This is a genomic window from Streptomyces sp. NPDC001513, from assembly GCF_042894695.1.
GTDB lineage: Bacteria > Actinomycetota > Actinomycetes > Streptomycetales > Streptomycetaceae > Streptomyces.
Window position 1 is genome coordinate 436,052 of record NZ_JBIAVU010000008.1, and the last position, 15,697, is coordinate 451,748.

General features: G+C 71.9%; 16 protein-coding genes. 8 read left to right on the forward strand and 8 right to left on the reverse strand.

Features of this window, described 5'->3' with window-relative positions; genetic code table 11:
* Positions 1-528: 528 nt before the first annotated feature.
* The 3 genes from ACFYZ4_RS20505 to ACFYZ4_RS20515 all read right to left on the reverse strand — a co-directional run bounded on the left by ACFYZ4_RS20505 (position 529) and on the right by ACFYZ4_RS20515 (position 2,572).
* Complete coding sequence (locus tag ACFYZ4_RS20505) at positions 529-795, reverse strand: hypothetical protein (protein WP_351303773.1); 267 nt, start codon at positions 793-795, stop codon at positions 529-531.
* Between the two features lie 10 nt (positions 796-805).
* Positions 806-1,519 (reverse strand): helix-turn-helix domain-containing protein, encoded by a 714-nt coding sequence (locus ACFYZ4_RS20510; protein WP_351303776.1) that lies wholly within the window; start codon positions 1,517-1,519, stop codon positions 806-808.
* A 123-nt stretch (positions 1,520-1,642) separates the two neighbouring features.
* Positions 1,643-2,572: a diiron oxygenase gene (locus ACFYZ4_RS20515; protein WP_351303779.1), complete on the reverse strand. Its 930-nt coding sequence runs from the start codon at positions 2,570-2,572 to the stop codon at positions 1,643-1,645.
* 168 nt (positions 2,573-2,740) lie between these two features.
* On the opposite strand from ACFYZ4_RS20515, the gene ACFYZ4_RS20520 reads away from it, so the two are divergent.
* A complete protein-coding gene (locus ACFYZ4_RS20520; RefSeq protein WP_384342841.1) occupies positions 2,741-3,859 on the forward strand; it encodes a ferritin-like domain-containing protein in 1,119 nt (372 codons plus the stop codon).
* A 731-nt stretch (positions 3,860-4,590) separates the two neighbouring features.
* On the opposite strand, the gene ACFYZ4_RS20525 is transcribed toward ACFYZ4_RS20520, so the two are convergent.
* Both ACFYZ4_RS20525 and ACFYZ4_RS20530 read right to left on the reverse strand, forming a co-directional pair.
* Positions 4,591-6,054 (reverse strand): penicillin-binding transpeptidase domain-containing protein, encoded by a 1,464-nt coding sequence (locus ACFYZ4_RS20525; protein WP_390784501.1) that lies wholly within the window; start codon positions 6,052-6,054, stop codon positions 4,591-4,593.
* Entirely contained in the window at positions 6,051-7,418 is a 1,368-nt protein-coding gene (locus ACFYZ4_RS20530) for an FtsW/RodA/SpoVE family cell cycle protein (protein WP_351292368.1), read from the reverse strand. Before ACFYZ4_RS20530 ends, ACFYZ4_RS20525 begins: the two co-directional genes overlap by 4 nt.
* Before the next feature lie 96 nt (positions 7,419-7,514).
* Here ACFYZ4_RS20530 and ACFYZ4_RS20535 point away from each other — a divergent pair, with 96 nt between their 5' ends.
* Entirely contained in the window at positions 7,515-7,922 is a 408-nt protein-coding gene (locus tag ACFYZ4_RS20535; protein WP_351292370.1) for a DUF6325 family protein, read from the forward strand.
* Complete coding sequence (locus tag ACFYZ4_RS20540) at positions 7,922-8,341, forward strand: SHOCT domain-containing protein (RefSeq protein WP_390784502.1); 420 nt, start codon at positions 7,922-7,924, stop codon at positions 8,339-8,341. The genes ACFYZ4_RS20535 and ACFYZ4_RS20540 overlap by 1 nt, the downstream gene beginning before the upstream one ends.
* 15 nt (positions 8,342-8,356) lie before the next feature.
* Here the strand turns inward: ACFYZ4_RS20540 and ACFYZ4_RS20545 are convergent, their stop codons facing one another.
* The 3 genes from ACFYZ4_RS20545 to ACFYZ4_RS20555 form a co-directional block, all read right to left on the reverse strand.
* A complete protein-coding gene (locus tag ACFYZ4_RS20545; RefSeq protein ID WP_390784503.1) occupies positions 8,357-8,809 on the reverse strand; it encodes a hypothetical protein in 453 nt (150 codons plus the stop codon).
* 53 nt (positions 8,810-8,862) lie between these two features.
* Positions 8,863-9,609 (reverse strand): hypothetical protein, encoded by a 747-nt coding sequence (locus tag ACFYZ4_RS20550; RefSeq protein WP_390784504.1) that lies wholly within the window; start codon positions 9,607-9,609, stop codon positions 8,863-8,865.
* Positions 9,610-9,709: 100 nt separating this feature from the next.
* A complete protein-coding gene (locus ACFYZ4_RS20555) occupies positions 9,710-9,943 on the reverse strand; it encodes a hypothetical protein (RefSeq protein WP_351292378.1) in 234 nt (77 codons plus the stop codon).
* Between the two features lie 91 nt (positions 9,944-10,034).
* Between ACFYZ4_RS20555 and ACFYZ4_RS20560 the strand changes: the two genes are divergently transcribed.
* From ACFYZ4_RS20560 to ACFYZ4_RS20580, 5 genes are all read left to right on the forward strand, one after another.
* On the forward strand, positions 10,035-10,163 hold the full coding sequence (locus tag ACFYZ4_RS20560; protein WP_351292380.1) for a hypothetical protein: 129 nt from the start codon (positions 10,035-10,037) through the stop codon (positions 10,161-10,163).
* 389 nt (positions 10,164-10,552) lie between these two features.
* On the forward strand, positions 10,553-11,491 hold the full coding sequence (locus ACFYZ4_RS20565; RefSeq protein WP_351292382.1) for a hypothetical protein: 939 nt from the start codon (positions 10,553-10,555) through the stop codon (positions 11,489-11,491).
* Positions 11,492-11,591: 100 nt separating this feature from the next.
* Entirely contained in the window at positions 11,592-13,247 is a 1,656-nt protein-coding gene (locus ACFYZ4_RS20570; RefSeq protein WP_390784505.1) for a peptidoglycan-binding protein, read from the forward strand.
* Positions 13,248-13,354: 107 nt separating this feature from the next.
* Positions 13,355-14,029, forward strand: coding sequence for an ABC transporter ATP-binding protein (locus tag ACFYZ4_RS20575; RefSeq protein ID WP_351292438.1), 675 nt, complete (start codon positions 13,355-13,357; stop codon positions 14,027-14,029).
* Positions 14,026-15,288, forward strand: a complete 1,263-nt coding sequence (locus tag ACFYZ4_RS20580) for an ABC transporter permease (protein ID WP_390784506.1) — start codon at positions 14,026-14,028, stop codon at positions 15,286-15,288. The genes ACFYZ4_RS20575 and ACFYZ4_RS20580 overlap by 4 nt, the downstream gene beginning before the upstream one ends.
* Positions 15,289-15,697: the final 409 nt, after the last annotated feature.

Below are 15,697 nucleotides of genomic sequence, written 5' to 3' on the forward strand. Positions count from 1 at the left end.
CGGGTGCCGGCCGGGAGACTTGGCGGGGCGATGGGCTCTCAACCGGGCCCTGCAGGGAGTCGGCGCGCGGATCGTTTACCTGAGCGCGACGCCGGGCGGTGGCGCGGGTGCGCCTCCGGGGTCTGGGCGCGCGGTCTGCGCCGAGCTCCGCGTACGACCCTGGCGCGCGCCGGAGGGACACGGTCGGGGTCGGGTGTGTGTCGGGGTGATCCCCGCAGGGCGCCGAACGCCTCGGGGCCGATCTCTCCGACCCCTCGTCACGTTCGGCGTCCGAGGAGACGCCCCGGCGCGCGCCCGGCCCCGGCCGTGGCCCGACCTGGAAACCTTGGCCGCGTACGGACGACGTGGCCCGGCCCTTACACGGCCGCGCCCGAGGCCGAGCCCTGTCGAGGCCCGACCTGGACTGGGCCTGACCTGCCCGGAAGCCTTGGTCGGCGGGCAAGCGACGGGGCCCGGCCCTTGCTCGGCACCGGCCGTGGCCCGACCTGGACTGGGCCTGACCGTGCCCGGGGTGCGGCCCGGGCCGCCTCAGGGGCGGGGGGGTTTGGTCCAGGGCCAGCGAAGTTTCGGCTTTTGGCCTGACGGGCGGAACTCGTACTTCCAGCCCTTCTGGAGGCCCAGTCGCTTCGAGTACCCCGACGGAACGCGTTCGTACAGCAGCACCGTCGTCGGCCCGTCCGGCACCGGGACGGGGATCTCGTACCACTTCGGCGGGTGTCCGGTCAGGCCGAGGATGATCGGGAGGACCCGGCCGTCCATCGGGCCGCCCTCGAACGGGGTCGGTTGGCTTCTCACCCCACCAGTGTCACAGCAGGTGGGCGGCCTCGGAGACCACCGGGATCACACGGCGGGCCAGCACCCCGACCGGCCCGTCGGCCGATTCCAGCGCGAGCGCGGCCCGCGCGGCCGCCGCGGTTTCCGGGTCGGTGGCCGCGGTGGCCGTCAGCAGGGCGATGAACTGGTCCAGCAGCCAGTCCCGGAGCCGTTCGACCTCCGGCTGCTTGCCCTCGTCGATCCAGATCAGGGAGGCCGCCTCGACCGCCGTGATCCACGTACGGACCATCATGCGCAGCCGGGGGCCGGGCGCCGGGACGCCCAGGTGGACGAGGATCTGGTCCGCCGCGGCCCGGCGGATGCCGTCCACCGTCGCCGTCGTGCGGGAGGTTTCCACGACGCTGCCGCCCTGGAGGAGCGCGGAGAAGCCGGCGTCGTGTTCGTCGACGAAGGCGAGGTAGCGGTCCAGGGCCCGGGCCAGGCGCTGGGTCAGCGGCCCTTGCTGGGGTTCGGCGAAGCAGAGTTCGAGGAGGTCCGCCGCCGAGCGGAGGGCGGCCTCGTAGAGCTGCTGTTTGCCGCCCGGGAAGTAGCGGTAGACGAGCGGGCGCGAGACCCCGGCGGCCTCCGCGACGTCGTCCAGCGAGACCTCCTCCGGCGCCCGGTGCGCGAACAGCGAGAGGGCCGCGTCGAGGAGTTGGGCTCGCCGCTCCTCGACGCTGAGCCTGCGGTAGGCGCGTACGGTCATGACCGCAGGGTAGCCCCACGGCCGCCGCCCGGGCCCGGTCCGTCCGATCTCCACCGGCCGGCCTGTACCCGGACACGGCACGGGCCGGGCCCGGACGAGGCACGGGCCGCGCCCGGCCAGGGCCTACGCCAGCAGTCCCGAGCTCTTCCACAGCCTCCGGCCGACTCCGCGCAGTACGCCGATGTCGTCGAGGAAGTCGGTGAGCCGCTTCGCGCCGGTCTGCATGACCTCACGGCGGTGGCCGCTCGCCCTGACCTGGGCGACGGCCTCGCGCCGGTCCAGGCCGACGTTGTCGTAGACGGCCGGGTTCACGAAGGCCAGCGAGAAGACGCGGGCGGCCTCGCCGCAACTGATCCGGGTGAGCTCCTGCTCCCAGCGCGGGGCGGTCAGCATCTGGCGGCGCAGTTCCTCGCGCGCGTACCGGACGTGCCGGGCCTCCTCGATGACGTGGATCCGGGTGACCCCGCGGACCAGCGGCTGGACGCGCTCGTCCGGGAAGGTCAGGCGCTGCATCCAGTCGAGTATCTCCTCGCCGAGGAGGGTGCACGCGAAGGAGCCGGGGGTGGTGGAGACCGTCTTCAGGATCCGCGCGAGGTTGTGGTTGACGCGGGAGACCGGGTACTCAGGGCTGCCGCTCTGCTTGATCATGCGGGCGAACATCATCGAGTGGCGGCACTCGTCGGCGATCTCGGTGAGTGCGTAGCGCACGTGATTGCTGGTCAGCGACTTGTCGTAGATGTGCCGGACCATCAGCTGCATCAGGATGATCTCGAACCAGATGCCGAGCGAGCCGAGCGCCGCCGCCTCGTGGCGGGACAGGTCGATGCGCTGCTCCTCCCCCATCTTCTTCCACAGCGGGGTGTCGTAGAGGGAGAGCAGTTCGGGCGGCCAGTAGTACTTGCCCTCGATGGCGGGGGCGTCCCAGTCGAGTTCCTTGTCGGGGTCGAAGGAGTGCTTGGCCGAGGATTCGAGCAGTCGCTCGGCGATCTGCTCCCGGTCCTTCAGCAGGCCGAGGGCGTCCCTGAGCGCGGCTCGTTCGGTCACGGTCGTCATGGTTTCGGACACCTCGTGGTCGAGTTACCGGCGGTCATTCCTTATGAGACTGCCTGTCAGCAAGGTCGTCAATCCCCCGCGCACGACTTGTTGACCCCGTGTCTACCAACGTGTGACCCTGCCAACTGTCCGGTCCCGCACGGCAGTACGTGAGACGAGGGGGCGTCAGTGTCGACGCACGAGCTCTACACCGAGGACCCGGGCGAGGCCGTCTGGCAGATCCCCGCCTCCGGCTCCGCCCGCTTCAGCTGGGAGTACGAGGACGGCCGCGAGCGGCTCCTCGCGCTCTACCAGAAGGGCAAGGACAAGCAGTGGGACGGCGCCAAGCGCATCGACTGGGGCATCGAGGTGGACCCGTACGATCCGCTCGGCACTCCCGACGAGGCGCTGCCGCTGTACGGGACGCGGCACTGGGCCAAGCTCACCGCGAAGGACAAGGGCGAGCTGCGCCGGCACTTCACCGCCTGGAACTTCAGCCAGTTCCTGCACGGCGAGCAGGGCGCGATGGTGTGCGCGGCCCGGATCGTGGAATCGGTGCCGGACCTCGACGCGAAGTTCTACTCCGCCACGCAGACCATGGACGAGGCCCGGCACGCCGAGGTGTTCGGACGCTTCCTGCACGAGAAGGTCGGGATGCTGTACCCGATCAACGACAGCCTCCAGGGGCTGCTGGGCGACACCCTGCGCGACTCCCGCTGGGACATGCCGTACCTGGGCATGCAGGTGCTCATCGAAGGGCTGGCGCTGGCCGCCTTCGGCATGATCCGCGACACGACCGCGAAGCCGCTGCCGAAGCAGTTGCTGGCGTACGTGATGCAGGACGAGGCCCGGCACGTGGCCTTCGGGCGGATGGCTCTGCGGGACTACTACCGGCAGCTCACGGACGCCGAGCTGCGCGAGCGCGAGGAGTTCGTGATCGAGGGCTGCCATTTGATGCGGGACCGGCTGCTCGGGGTGGAGGTGCTGGAGAACTTCGGCATCCCGGCGAAGGAGGCGGAGCAGCTCAGCGAGCAGTCGGAGTTCGTGCACCTGTTCCGCAGGCTGCTGTTCAGCCGGATCGTGCCGTGCGTGAAGGACATCGGGCTGTGGGGGGAACGGCTCCAGCGGGCCTATCTGGACATGGGGGTCTTCGAGATGGGCGACTCCAACCTGGACCTGCTGATGAGCCAGGACGAGGAGATCGCGGAGGTCCTGGACCGGGAGCGGTTCGCGGCGGAGGAGGCACTGCGGGTGGCGGAGGTCGAGGCCACGGTCCGGGAGGGCGCAACGGAGTCCGCCTCCGACTAGGCCGGGAACCAACGCCGGGGCGGGGGCCGGGGGCCGGGGCGGCGCCGCCCCTGGGCCAGGCCGGGCCAGGCCGAGCGGGAGCCAAGGCTCGGGCCAGGCCGGAGCCGAGGTCAGGAGCGACGCTCGGGCCAGGGCTGAGCCAAGGCCAGGCCGGGGCCAGGCGGGCGGGCGGGCGCCAAGGCTGAGCCGTGCCGGGGCCCGGTACGGGTGGGCCGGTTGTGCCGGGGCCGGGCGCGCGCCGGGGCGTCTCCTCGGACGCCGAACGTGACGAGGGGTCGGAGAGCTCGGCCCCGAGGCGTTCGGCGCCCTGCGGGGATCACCCCGACACACACCCGACCCCGGCCCAACCGGCCCGGTTCGACCCCAGCCCCTACGGCCTCCCACCCCCGCCCCAACCGGCCGGCTCGGCACCAGCCCGGCGGCCTTCCACCCCCGCCGCACCAACTCCCTCCTCGCCGCACCATCCAGCCCCTCCGCACCATCCAGCCCCTCCGGCGATTGAGGAGCGGGGTGCGGGGCGGAGCCCCGATCTTTGAGGGGCACCAGCCGATCCGGCTGTACCCAACCCCGCCGCACCATCCGGCCTCGTCGGCGATTGAGGCGCGGGGTCTGGGGCGGAGCCCCGGTGTTTGAGCCGCGCCGTCCAACCCGCCGTGCCATCCGGCCCCGCGGGTGGGGCGCCGGGTCGGGCTTGTCGGCGACTGGGGGGCGGGGCGGAAGCCCGGTGGGGGTTACGGGTTGGGGGTCAGTGCGGCCTGCATCACCGCGCGGGCGATCGGCGCGGCCGCGCTGTTGCCGCTGATGTCGCCCCGGTCCGCCGCCGCGTCCTCGACCACCACCGCCACCGCGACCGCCGGCAGCGGCGAGCCTTCCGCCTTGGCCCAGGAGATGAACCAGGCGTACGGGGTCCCCGCGTTGCCGACGCCGTGCTGGGCCGTGCCCGTCTTGCCACCGACCACCGCGCCGGGGATCGCCGCGTTCCGGCCCGTCCCGTTCTCGACGACCTTCACCATCAGGTCCTGCATCCGCAGCGCCGTGGCCGGGTTCATCGCCCGGCCCAGGCTGCGCTGGTCCCCGCGCCGGACCGGGGAGCCGTCGTCCTGGGTGGTGCGTTCCACCAGGTAGGGCGACTTGAGCTCGCCGCCGTTGGCGACCGCCGCCGCCACCATGGCCATCTGGAGAGGGGTGGCCTTCGTGTTGAACTGGCCGATCGAGGACAGCGCCAGCTGGTCCTGGCTCATGTCGGTGTCGAAGTTCGACCGGGACACCCAGGAGGGCACCCGCAGCCCCTGCCCGTTGAATCCGAAGCGGCCGGCCGCCTCCACCATCGCGCGCAGCCCGACCTGTACGCCGATCTTCGCCATCACCGTGTTGCACGACCACTGCACCGCGTCCGCCATCGAGGCGTCCTCGCAGCCCGTGGCCGCGTTCGGCAGGAGGGTGCTGGTCCCGGGCAGCGGGTAGGGGTCGGGGGTCCGGGTCGGCGCGTCCACGTCGGTGACCACGCCCTCGTCGAGCGCGGCCGCCGCCGTCACGATCTTGAAGGTGGAGCCGGGCGGGTACGTCTCGCGCAGCGCCCGGTTGAGCATCGGCTTGGCCGGGTCCCCGTTCAGGCGTGCCCAGGCGTCCTTCACCCGCGCGCCCGTCCCCGACAGCTCCGCCGGATCGTACGAGGGGCTGCTGACCAGCGCGAGGATCCTGCCGGTGGCCGGTTCGACGGCGGCCACCGCCCCGCGCTTGCCCGCGAGCCCGGCGTACGCGGCCAGTTGCATGCCGGAGCGGACGGTGGTGGCGGCGTTCCCTCCGGCCGGGCGGCCGCGGGCCAGGTCGTACCAGAGCGGGAAGGCCGAGAGGCCGGGGTCCGTGCCCGACAGGACGGCGTCCTCGGCGCGCTCCACGAAGCTGGTCCCGTACGTCTGGGAGGAGAAGCCGGTGACGGGCGCGTAGAGCGGGCCGTTGGTGTAGGTCCGCTCGTAGCGCAGCAGCTGGCCGCTGTCGCGGGAGCCGGTGACGGGGCGCCCGTCGACCAGGATGTCCCCGCGCGGCTTGGCGTAGCGCTCGATGGCGGGGCGTTTGTTGGCCGGGTTCGCGCCGTAGGCGGCGGACTCCCAGACCTGCACGCGGGCGAGGTTGACCAGCAGGGCGACGAGCAGCAGCGCGCAGAAGTACGCGCACCAGCGGATGTAGCGGATCACTCGGCCGCCTCCTGCGCGGGACGGGGTCTGCGCGCGCTGTCGCTGAGCCGGACCAGCAGGGCGACGATGATCCAGTTGGTGACGACGGAGGAGCCGCCCTGGGCGAGGAAGGGCATGGCCATGCCGGTGAGGGGGATCAGCCCGGTGACTCCGCCCGCGATGACGAAGACCTGGAGGGCGACGATCGAGGCGAGCCCGGTGGCGAGCAGCCGGCCGAAGGGGTCGCGCAGGGCGAGCCCGGCGCGGAAGCCGCGGGCCACGAGGAGTCCGTAGAGGAGCAGGATCGCGGCGAGGCCGACGAGGCCGAGTTCCTCGCCGGCGGTGGCGAGGATGAAGTCCGATTTGGCGGCGAAGCCGATGAGGAAGGAGTGGCCGTGGCCGAGCCCGGCGCCGAGCAGGCCGCCGGCGCCGAAGGCGAAGAGGGACTGGGCGAGCTGGCCGGGGCCTTCGCCGCGCTCGATGGAGGCGAAAGGATTCAGCCAGTCGTTGACGCGGCTGTGCACGTGCGGCTCGAAGGTCCCGACGGCGTACGCGCCGAGGGCGGCGAGCAGCAGCCCGATCGCGATCCAGCCGATCCGCCCGGTGGCGGTGAACAGCATGATCACGAACAGTCCGAAGAACAGCAGCGAGGTCCCCAGGTCCCGCTCCAGGACGAGCAGGCCGACGCTGAGCAGCCAGATCGCGAGGATCGGGCCGAGGACGCGGCCGGGGAGCAGACGGAGCTTCCAGAAGAGCCGGCGGCCGGTGAGAGCGAGCGCGGTGCGGTTCGCGGCGAGGTAGGAGGCGAAGAACACGGCGAGCAGGATCTTGGCGAACTCCCCGGGCTGGAAGGAGAGTCCGGCGAACCGGATCCAGATGTGCGCGCCGTTGACCGCCGGGAAGAAGACGGGGATCAGCATCAGCACGAGGGCGGCGGCCACCGACAGGTAGGCGTAGCGCTGGAGTACGCGGTGGTCGCGCAGCAGCACGACGACGAGGACGAACAGCGCCAGGCCGAGGGCGGACCAGCGGAGCTGGTCCCCGGCGGTGAGGTGGCCGGGGGTGGTCGCGTCGAGGCGCTGGATGAGGACGAGCCCGAGCCCGTTGAGCAGGACGGCGATCGGCAGGACGAGCGGATCGGCGTACGGGGCCCTGAAGCGGACGGCGAGGTGCGCGAGGAGCGCGGCGGCGGCGAGCCCGCCGGCGTACCGGGCGGCGAGGCGGGGGGCGTGACCGGTGGTGGCGAGGCCGACGTAGAGGTGGCCGAGGACGGAGACCAGGACGGCGCCGGCGAGGAGCGTCAGCTCGACGCCGCGACGCTTGGGGGCGTGGGCGTCGGGGGGCGGGGGTGCGGGCTCCGTCACCTTCGCCGTCAGAGCGGTCATACGCGAAACGTAGCAAGCAGACGGATGGTATGTCCGCTTATGTCATAGTGTGCCGAAGAGTCGTCAAAAACGGTCACACGTGAGGAGCCGAGGCGTATGGGACCCGTGGAATTCATCGTCCTCGCCTTTCCGGAGGAGCAGCTGCGGGTCCCGGCGATCGAGGCCGTGATGGGGCTGCGCAAGACCGGGGTGGTCCGGCTGATCGACGGGCTCGTGGCGACGAGGACCGCCTCGGGTGACGTGCTCGCGGCGGAGTTCGACGAGTTCGTGGAACTGCACGGGCTGCTGACGGGGCGGGACGCGGCACGCCTGATCGGACCGGAGGACGTGCAGGAGGCGGCGGGGCTGCTGGAACGCGGGAGCTGCGCGCTGCTGCTGGTGGTCGAGCACGTGTGGGCCGAGGACGCGGCGGTCGCCGTACGGGCGGCGGGCGGGCGGATCGTCGGCTCGGTCCGCATCCCGCCGGACCGGGTCCCGGCGGACCCGCGGGCGGGGGTGGCCTGATGTTCATCCGGCCGATGGGAGTGACGGTCCGGCCGGCGCAGCGGCCGGCGGGGCACCCGCTGCTACGGGGCCTGCTGGCGCGGGCGGCCGGGGCGGTGGAGGACACGACGGGCGCGGTGGGCCCGGCCGACGCGGCGCCCCGGGACCTGTCGGCGCGGGTGGTCCGGGCCGCGGAGGCCCCGGGCGGACCGCCGGCCGAACCGGAGGAGGTGCCGGAGCCGGTGGACTTGGCGCGAGGCGCGGCGGAGGGCCCGGCGGAAGAAGAGGAAGCCATCCGGACGGGTTTACCGGCGGGCTCGCCGACAAGCGCGTCGACTCCCATGGTGGTGGAACTGCGGCAACTGGCCGACCTGGCCCGCGAGGGCCTGCTGACCCCGGAGGAGTTCACGAAGGCCAAGGCGCGCCTGCTGCAAGGCTGACGCCGCCCGGCCGCATCACACGGCGGGACCCTTCACCCCGCGGCGCCCGGACACCAGGGCGGGGACGACCGCGCAGACGGCGGCGGCGAGCGTGAGGCCCGCCACGGCCGGGTTGACGTAGCCGGGGACGGACTCGGCGGCGTAACTCCCGCCGCCTGTCGTCTCGCAGACGAACCGGAGGGGCACGTAGTCCACGGAGTAGTCGACGACCTTCGCGGCCCGCTCCTCCTGCCCCGGTGTCCGGCAGGGCAGCAGCGGCGACGACGAGGCTCCGCCGTCTTCCGCCTCGACCACCGCTCCGGCGACGTGGAGCAGCCCCCACGTGTAGAGCCCGGCCGCGACGGCACCCAGCAGCGCGGCCACGTTCCGGTGCCGGCCGCGGCGGCCCAGGGTGGCGACGCCGTAGCCGAGCAGCCCGAGGGCCACGACCGGTGCGGCCGGGATGAGCAGCAGAAGCAGGAGCGCCATCGGCGGAGTCCATCAGAACGGCCGCACGAGCACCAGGGCGGACCGGCGGTCGATCAGTCGCCGGCCGGCGCCGCGAAGGTCTCGACGGGGCCGAATTCGCCGAAGGTGGCCTTGTTGGAGGCCGGTACGCCCCGCATGTCCATGCGCTGCTCGAAGCGGAGGGCGCGGCCCTGGCTGTCGATCCACTGGTCGATGTCGAAGCCGGTGACGCCCTTGGCCTTCATCGAACGCTGGGTGCGCGGGTCGACGGACGCCACCTGGTCGATGCCGAGGTGTCCGGTGAGGTGGTAGGCGGGAGTCCCGCCCTGGTCCTCCATGCCCTTGCGCGCCGAGGGTCCGATGGCGAGCAGCAGCTTGGCGTATCCCGCGTAGTCGGCCTGGTTGCCGCCCTCGGAGCGGGGCATCTTCATCCAGCCGCTGCCGCTCGCGGTCGGGTTGCGTACGTAGGTGGCGTCCGTCGTCGTGACGGTCTCCATCCAGACGGCCTGGGCGTCCGGGGCCGCGCCCGGGGAGCGGACCTCCATCCGGCCGGTGAACCGGGTGCCGAGGTTGGAACGGCCGGTCGTGGTCGAGATCTCCTGGCCCGCGGCCTCGGTGACGATCTTCACGGAGGCCGCGTACGGCGCCTTTCCGGCCTCCGCGAGGGCGGTCTCCGGGTCGAACGCCCCGGCGACGGGTGCGGCGGAAGTGGCCGCCGGCGCCGCCGGAGCGGCCGCCCCGCCCGACGTGTCCTTGCATCCGGACAGTGCGGTGAGGGCGACCGCCACGGCGGCTGTGGAGATTACGGCGCTGCGGCGCATGGCAAATGTCCTCATCGCCGGTCAGCTTCCCACGTCACCTCCCCGACCTCGAATCGGTTTTCGAGGTCGGGGACCGGAGGCCGACGTGGGCCGGATTCGACTACTTCCAGCGCTGGTAGTTTCCGCCGTTGCAACCGAGGGTGTAGACGTCGCCCCCGCTGTTGCTGTCGAGGCAGCGCCCGGTCGCCTTGTTCTGCAGGTACCAGCCCTTGGAGTCCTTGAGCTCGTACCAGCGCTGCCAGTTGTTGCGGTTGGGCGCCAGCTCGTACACGTCGCCACTCGCGTCGCTGTCGAGGTTCTTGCCCTGGGTGGCGTTCAGCTCATTCCAGGTCACGCCGTCGTCGGTGCGCGTGTCAACCCACAGGTGATTGCTCCAGCACTGCCCGCCATAAGGGTTGTCTCCATTGTGCAGGAGACACTTTCCCGTGGCCACGTTCTCCCACGACACCTTCCCGACCTCGACAGCCGTAGCGGAGCTTGCCGCTCCGATTATGAGCGTCGACGCGGCCGCCATTGTGCCGACGGCCGACAGAACTCGTTTCGCAATCAACTGAGATACCCCCGCTTGATGTGGATCGATTTCGGCCCCCGCAAGAAAGGGGCCTGGAACGCTCCGGGAATTTAGCACGACATTCTCAGGCCAGCAAGATCGTTTCTACGAGGGAGAACACGCCGCGGACGATATGAGTCCGCTTTTCCATCGTTGCGAATAGGGATAATTTGCCCAGCATGGGCATTCTCATCCCATCTGGCAGTGTTTCCACCGGTCTGGCACGTCCTCGGCGCCACACGGTCGCCCAACTACCGTCCCCAGCTGGGGAGTCGACACGGCTCCTGCGAGCGCAAACCACCGCGACGGTCAAGATCACGAGTGCTATCCTCTGGACTCCGGCTGGAAATGGACGCAATTCACGAATGAACCTCCAATGAAAGGCGCTCGACAATGAGGGCGAAGTCCCGTCATTACGCAATTCCCCTCCTTGTCGCCTCCATCGCAATCGCTGGATGCGGCGGGACCGGGAAGACGAAGAAGGACGAGATCGAGGAGCCCTCCATCCCGTCGGGCGTTGTCGGAGCACCGGGAGATCCCGCCAAGCCGATCAGCTTCGATATCGGAGGAGCCGCCCTCCGTCCCGGCGGAACCCTTTCCATGCCCTTGGACGCGTACATCCCCCAGGCCGACCGAGTGCAGCTGTTCCGCGCCCTCGATATTCTGGATCGGGAATGCATGAAGGAACAGGGCGTGGATTGGCCCGGCCAGCCGCGAGAGCAGGGCATCAATCTTCCGGTCGAGGCCGAGTACGGCGTGATCGATCTCGACTGGGCCAAGCTTCACGGATACGAGGTGCCCCCCTCGCCGGACGCCGCCGGTCAGGCGAACACCCCGCCTCCGGCCGAGCTGTCCAGCGCTGCCGTTGCCGCGTATTTCGGCAACCCGCAGAAAAAGGAACCCGGTTGCGAGGGCAAGAGTCAGCAGAAGCTTTCCACGTCGAAGTCCGAGGCGGCCTACCAGTACGTGCGCGGGCTCCAGGACAAGGCCCACAGCAGGTCGATGAACGACAGCCGCGTACGGGCGGTGAATGCTGAGTGGAGCAAGTGCATGAAGGATGCGGGGTTCTCGTATCCCGACCCCATGGCCGCGGCCACCGACAAGGTCCTGCTGGGCAAGGGCGGTGTGCCCTCCACCACCCAGGAGAAGACCGCGGCGGCAGCGGATGCCACCTGCAAGCGCGTGACGCAGTACGTCCAGATCAGGGCGGTGGTGACGGCCGCCTACCAGAAGGGCCTCATCGAGACCAACGCCGAGAAGCTCCGCGAAGGCCAGGGCGAGTGGACCCAGGTGCTCGAAAGGGCGAACGAGGTCCTGCGGGGCAAGCAGTAGGGATCCGGCGAGCCGGACCGTGCAACGCGGGCTCCGTCTCCCATTGCGGGCGGCCGGTCGCCCGACGCGGAAATGAACACTGGTCAGGGAGGGGATCTTGATGGGGCCTGACGACGCCGACGACGCGACGCGACACCGGGTGGACGCGCAGCCGGAGCAGGAGCCGATGCCGATGCCGATGCCGACGGTGGAACGGGCCGATCCGACGGCCTCGGGGATCGGCCGCCGACGCAAGGTGCTCGGGGCCGTGGTGGTGGCCGCCGCCCTGTTCTCCGTAGCCGGTGTCGGTGTGGGTTCGATCATCAAGTCCCCGGCGCAGGCCGCCGCGGACAAGGCGGCGCCCCCTCCGTCGGTGCTTTCGGCGGCGCTGGAGAAGCGGGTGCTGAAGGACACGGTGACGATCAGGGGGACGGTCACCGCGGACCAGTCGGTGCAGGTGACCGGGGCGGCGGCGGGCGCGGCCGGTGGCGGCGCAAAGCCCGTGGTGACCAAGGTGAACGTGAAGGCCGGGGAGACCGTCGCCCCGGGCAAGGTCCTCGTGGAGACCTCCGGGCGTCCCGTGTTCGCCCTCCAGGGCGCCCTGCCGGTGTACCGGGACCTGAAGCCGGGAGCGACCGGGCAGGACGTGGCGCAGTTGCAGCAGGCGCTGACCGCGCTGGGGCACAAGACGGGCGCGGACGCCAAGGGGACGTTCGGGCCCGGGACGAAGGCGGCGGTGCAGGCCTTCTACGCCACGATCGGCTACGACGTCGTCCCCGCCAGCCCCCAGGACAAGGAGCAGGTGGAGGGCGCGCAGACCGCCGTCACGCAGGCGGACCGGGCGTTCACCTCGGCGAAGGAGGCCTGGGAACGGGCGAAGAGCGGGGCGGCCGGACAGGCCACCCCCGCGCCGGGCGCCACGGAGGGCGCCGCCGCCGGGCCCGCGGCCGGCAAGTCCCCCGACCCGAAGACCGGTTCGGCCACGGGCGGTACCGCCTCCGGCGGTGGCGGTGGCGGTGGCGGTGGCGCGGATCCGGTGAAGGAGGCCAGGCGGGCGATGGACTACGCGGCGGAGGACCTGGCCAAGGCCAGGACCAAGCTGAGCGAGGTACAGGCGGCGGCCGGGCCGATGGTTCCCGCCGGTGAGGTGGTCTTCCTCAAGGGCTTCCCGGCGAGGGTGGACGCGGTGACCGCGACCGTGGGGGCCGCGGTCGGGGAACGACTGCTCACCGTATCCGCCGGGGACCTGGTGGTACGGGGCATGCTCGCCCAGCACGAGAAGGGCATGGTCCGCCCGGGCCAGAAGGTGCAGGTCCTGTCCGAGTTGAGCGGTGTGACGGCGACCGGCACGGTGCTGTCGGTGGCGGATGCCCCGGCCCCGCCGCCGGCTCCGGGCGGCGGGCAGGACGGCGCGCAGGGTGGTACGGCCGCCGGGTCCGCCCAGGGGTACCTGATGATCGTCAAGCCCGACGGCATGCTGGACGTCGCACTGGCGGGCCAGGACGTGCGCGTGACGGTGGAGGCCGCGGCCTCCTCGGGTCCGGTCCTGTCGGCGCCGGTCTCGGCGATTTCCGCGGGAGCCGATGGCCGCACGTCGGTGACCGTGTTGTCCGGCGACGGCACGCGGCGCCGGGTGGAGGTCACCCCGGGGATGTCCGCCGACGGGTTCGTGGAGGTCTCGGCGGCCGCGGGCGGGCAGTTGGCCGAGGGCGAGAAGGTCCTCGTGGGCGAGAAGTCCGGCGCGGGCGCGGGTGCGGGTACGAGGTCGAGCCGGTGAGCTTCCTGTCCAAGACCGGCGCGGACGCCCTGGCCGGCCCCGAAGCGACCGACGACACGGCTCGCGGTACGGCTCCGGGTACGGCTCCCGGCGCGGCCCCACCCGTCATCCGGCTGGAGCACGTGGGGCTGACGTACCCCGGGCCGCCCCCGGTCGCCGCACTCAAGGACTGCGAACTGACCCTCGCCAGAGGCGAGTACGCCACCGTCGTCGGTCCGTCCGGCTCCGGGAAGTCGACCTTCCTGAACGTCGTGGGGATGATCGACGCACCCACCTCGGGCCGCTACCTGCTCGACGGCATCGACACCGGGACCCTGCGGGACGCGGACCGCACCGCGCTGCGCGGGCAGCGGATCGGGTTCGTCTTCCAGGCCTTCCACCTGCTGCCGCACCGCTCGGCGCTGGAGAACGTGATGCTGGCGATGGTCTACAACGGCACCCCGCGCAAGGAGCGCGGCAGTCGCGCCCGTGCGGCGCTGGTCCGTGTGGGCCTGGGGCACCGCATCGACGCCCTGCCCACACGGCTGTCCGGCGGCGAGAGGCAACGGGTCGCGATCGCCCGCGCGCTGGTCGCCGCCCCCTCCCTGCTGCTGTGCGACGAGCCGACGGGGAACCTGGACACCGTCACCGCGGGCTCGATCCTGGAACTCCTGGACGAGTTGCACGCGGACGGGATGACCATCCTCGTCATCACCCACGACCTTCAGGTGGCGCGGCGGGGGCAGCGGACGGTGTCCATTCGCGACGGTGTGCTGAGCGAGACGGTGCGGGTGGGCACATGAGAGGGAGAGGGCTGCCCCGCCGCCGCAACCGTTTGATACCCCCGTCCCGGTTCGCCGCGGCCGACCTGCTGTCCGAGTCCCTCGCCGGGGTGTTGCAGCGCCCGGCCCGCTCGGCGCTGACCGCTCTGGGCACGATCCTCGGCGTGGGCACCTTCGTGGCCATCCTCGGGCTGACCGCGACCACGTCCTCGCAGATCGACGCCCGGTTCAACGAGCTGACGGCCACCGAGGTCAACGTCGAGGACACCGCCGGAGCGGGCGACGCCACCTCGGGTGTCATCACCCCGAACGCCTTCCCGCCCGATGCCGACCTCCGTGTCGGCGCCCTCAACGGGGTCAAGGCGGCGGGGGTGTACTGGCCCGTCGCCCTGCACGGGGCGTCGGTCCGCTCCGCACCCCCGGGTGTCGACGCGCCCGCCCAGCAGATGCAGGTGGTGGCCGCCTCCCCCGGTGTCCTGGAGGCGGCGGGGACCCGGCTGAAGACCGGCCGCACCTTCGACCGCTTCGCCGGCGACCGCGGTGAACAGGTCGCCGTCATCGGCGAGGGCATGGCCTCCCGTCTCGGCATCACCACGCTGGAGACCAGCCCCGCCGTCTTCATCGAGGGGCAGCCCTTCACCGTCATCGGCATCGTCGACGACGTGGACCGGAAGGCCGACCTCCTGCTCTCCGTGGTCATCCCATCCAGCGCGGCGGAGAAGATCTGGGGAGGGCCCGGCTCCGGCAACCGCGCCAAGATGCTCGTCTCCACCGAGCTGGGAGCGGCCACCCAGGTCGCCGGAGAAGCGGCCCTCGCCCTGCGCCCCGACCACCCCGAGTACCTCAAGGTCATCCCGCCGCCCGACCCCAAGGCACTGCGCGGCAGCGTCACCTCCGACCTCAACCAGCTGTTCCTGCTGCTGGCCACCATCTGTCTGGTCATCGGAGCGGTCGGCATCGCCAACACCACGCTGGTCGCCGTCCTGGAGCGCACGGGCGAGATCGGGCTGCGCCGCGCGCTGGGCGCGCGGGGCCGGCACGTCACGGTCCAGTTCCTCGCCGAGTCCGGCGCCCTGGGCACCCTCGGCGGCCTGGTCGGCACCTCCCTGGGGACCATGACCGTCGTGGGTGTCGCCGTCGCCCGTGACTGGACCCCGGTCATCCACCTGGAAACGGTCGCCGCGGCCCCGGCGATCGGCCTGGTCACGGGTCTCCTCGCCGGGCTCTATCCGGCGTGGCGCGCCGCGAGCATCCAGCCGGCCGAGGCGCTCCGCCGTTGACCCCGGGCGGGTGACCCTGCGGCGGGAAACCCCGTAGGCGATTCCGCCGGGCTCCGCTCCCCCCGCCGGGTGGCCGGCTCCCCCGACCTGCCGCCCGGCTCCCCCAACCGGGTGGCCGGCCGTCGACCGGCCGCCCCGCTGGGCGATTTGTCATACCGGGCGTGGCAGCATCGGGCGCCTCGGAGGTGATCCCATGTCACATCGGCCGCTTCGCGCCGCCTGCATCGCCGCAGTGCTCCTCGTCGCCGGTCCGGTCCCGCGGGCCGGTGCCGAACCCGCCCGACCCGAGGCGGAGTCCGTCGGGGTCCTGCTCACCCGACTGCAGGGGCTCTACCAGAAGGCCGAGGAGGCCACCGAGGCGTACAACGCCACCGAAGTCGCCCTCAAGACGGGCCAGGAGGAGGAGCGG

What these genes read in the sequence shown, in the direction of transcription:
- ACFYZ4_RS20510 (WP_351303776.1), bottom strand. Translation starts at nt 1,519, where the DNA reads ATGACCGTACGCGCCTACCGCAGGCTCAGCGTCGAGGAGCGGCGAGCC.
- ACFYZ4_RS20515 (WP_351303779.1), bottom strand. Translation starts at nt 2,572, where the DNA reads ATGACGACCGTGACCGAACGAGCCGCGCTCAGGGACGCCCTCGGCCTG.
- ACFYZ4_RS20530 (WP_351292368.1), bottom strand. Translation starts at nt 7,418, where the DNA reads ATGACCGCTCTGACGGCGAAGGTGACGGAGCCCGCACCCCCGCCCCCC.
- ACFYZ4_RS20535 (WP_351292370.1), top strand. Translation starts at nt 7,515, where the DNA reads ATGGGACCCGTGGAATTCATCGTCCTCGCCTTTCCGGAGGAGCAGCTG.
- ACFYZ4_RS20540 (WP_390784502.1), top strand. Translation starts at nt 7,922, where the DNA reads ATGTTCATCCGGCCGATGGGAGTGACGGTCCGGCCGGCGCAGCGGCCG.
- ACFYZ4_RS20545 (WP_390784503.1), bottom strand. Translation starts at nt 8,809, where the DNA reads ATGGCGCTCCTGCTTCTGCTGCTCATCCCGGCCGCACCGGTCGTGGCC.
- ACFYZ4_RS20550 (WP_390784504.1), bottom strand. Translation starts at nt 9,609, where the DNA reads ATGCGCCGCAGCGCCGTAATCTCCACAGCCGCCGTGGCGGTCGCCCTC.
- ACFYZ4_RS20565 (WP_351292382.1), top strand. Translation starts at nt 10,553, where the DNA reads ATGAGGGCGAAGTCCCGTCATTACGCAATTCCCCTCCTTGTCGCCTCC.
- ACFYZ4_RS20570 (WP_390784505.1), top strand. Translation starts at nt 11,592, where the DNA reads ATGGGGCCTGACGACGCCGACGACGCGACGCGACACCGGGTGGACGCG.
- ACFYZ4_RS20580 (WP_390784506.1), top strand. Translation starts at nt 14,026, where the DNA reads ATGAGAGGGAGAGGGCTGCCCCGCCGCCGCAACCGTTTGATACCCCCG.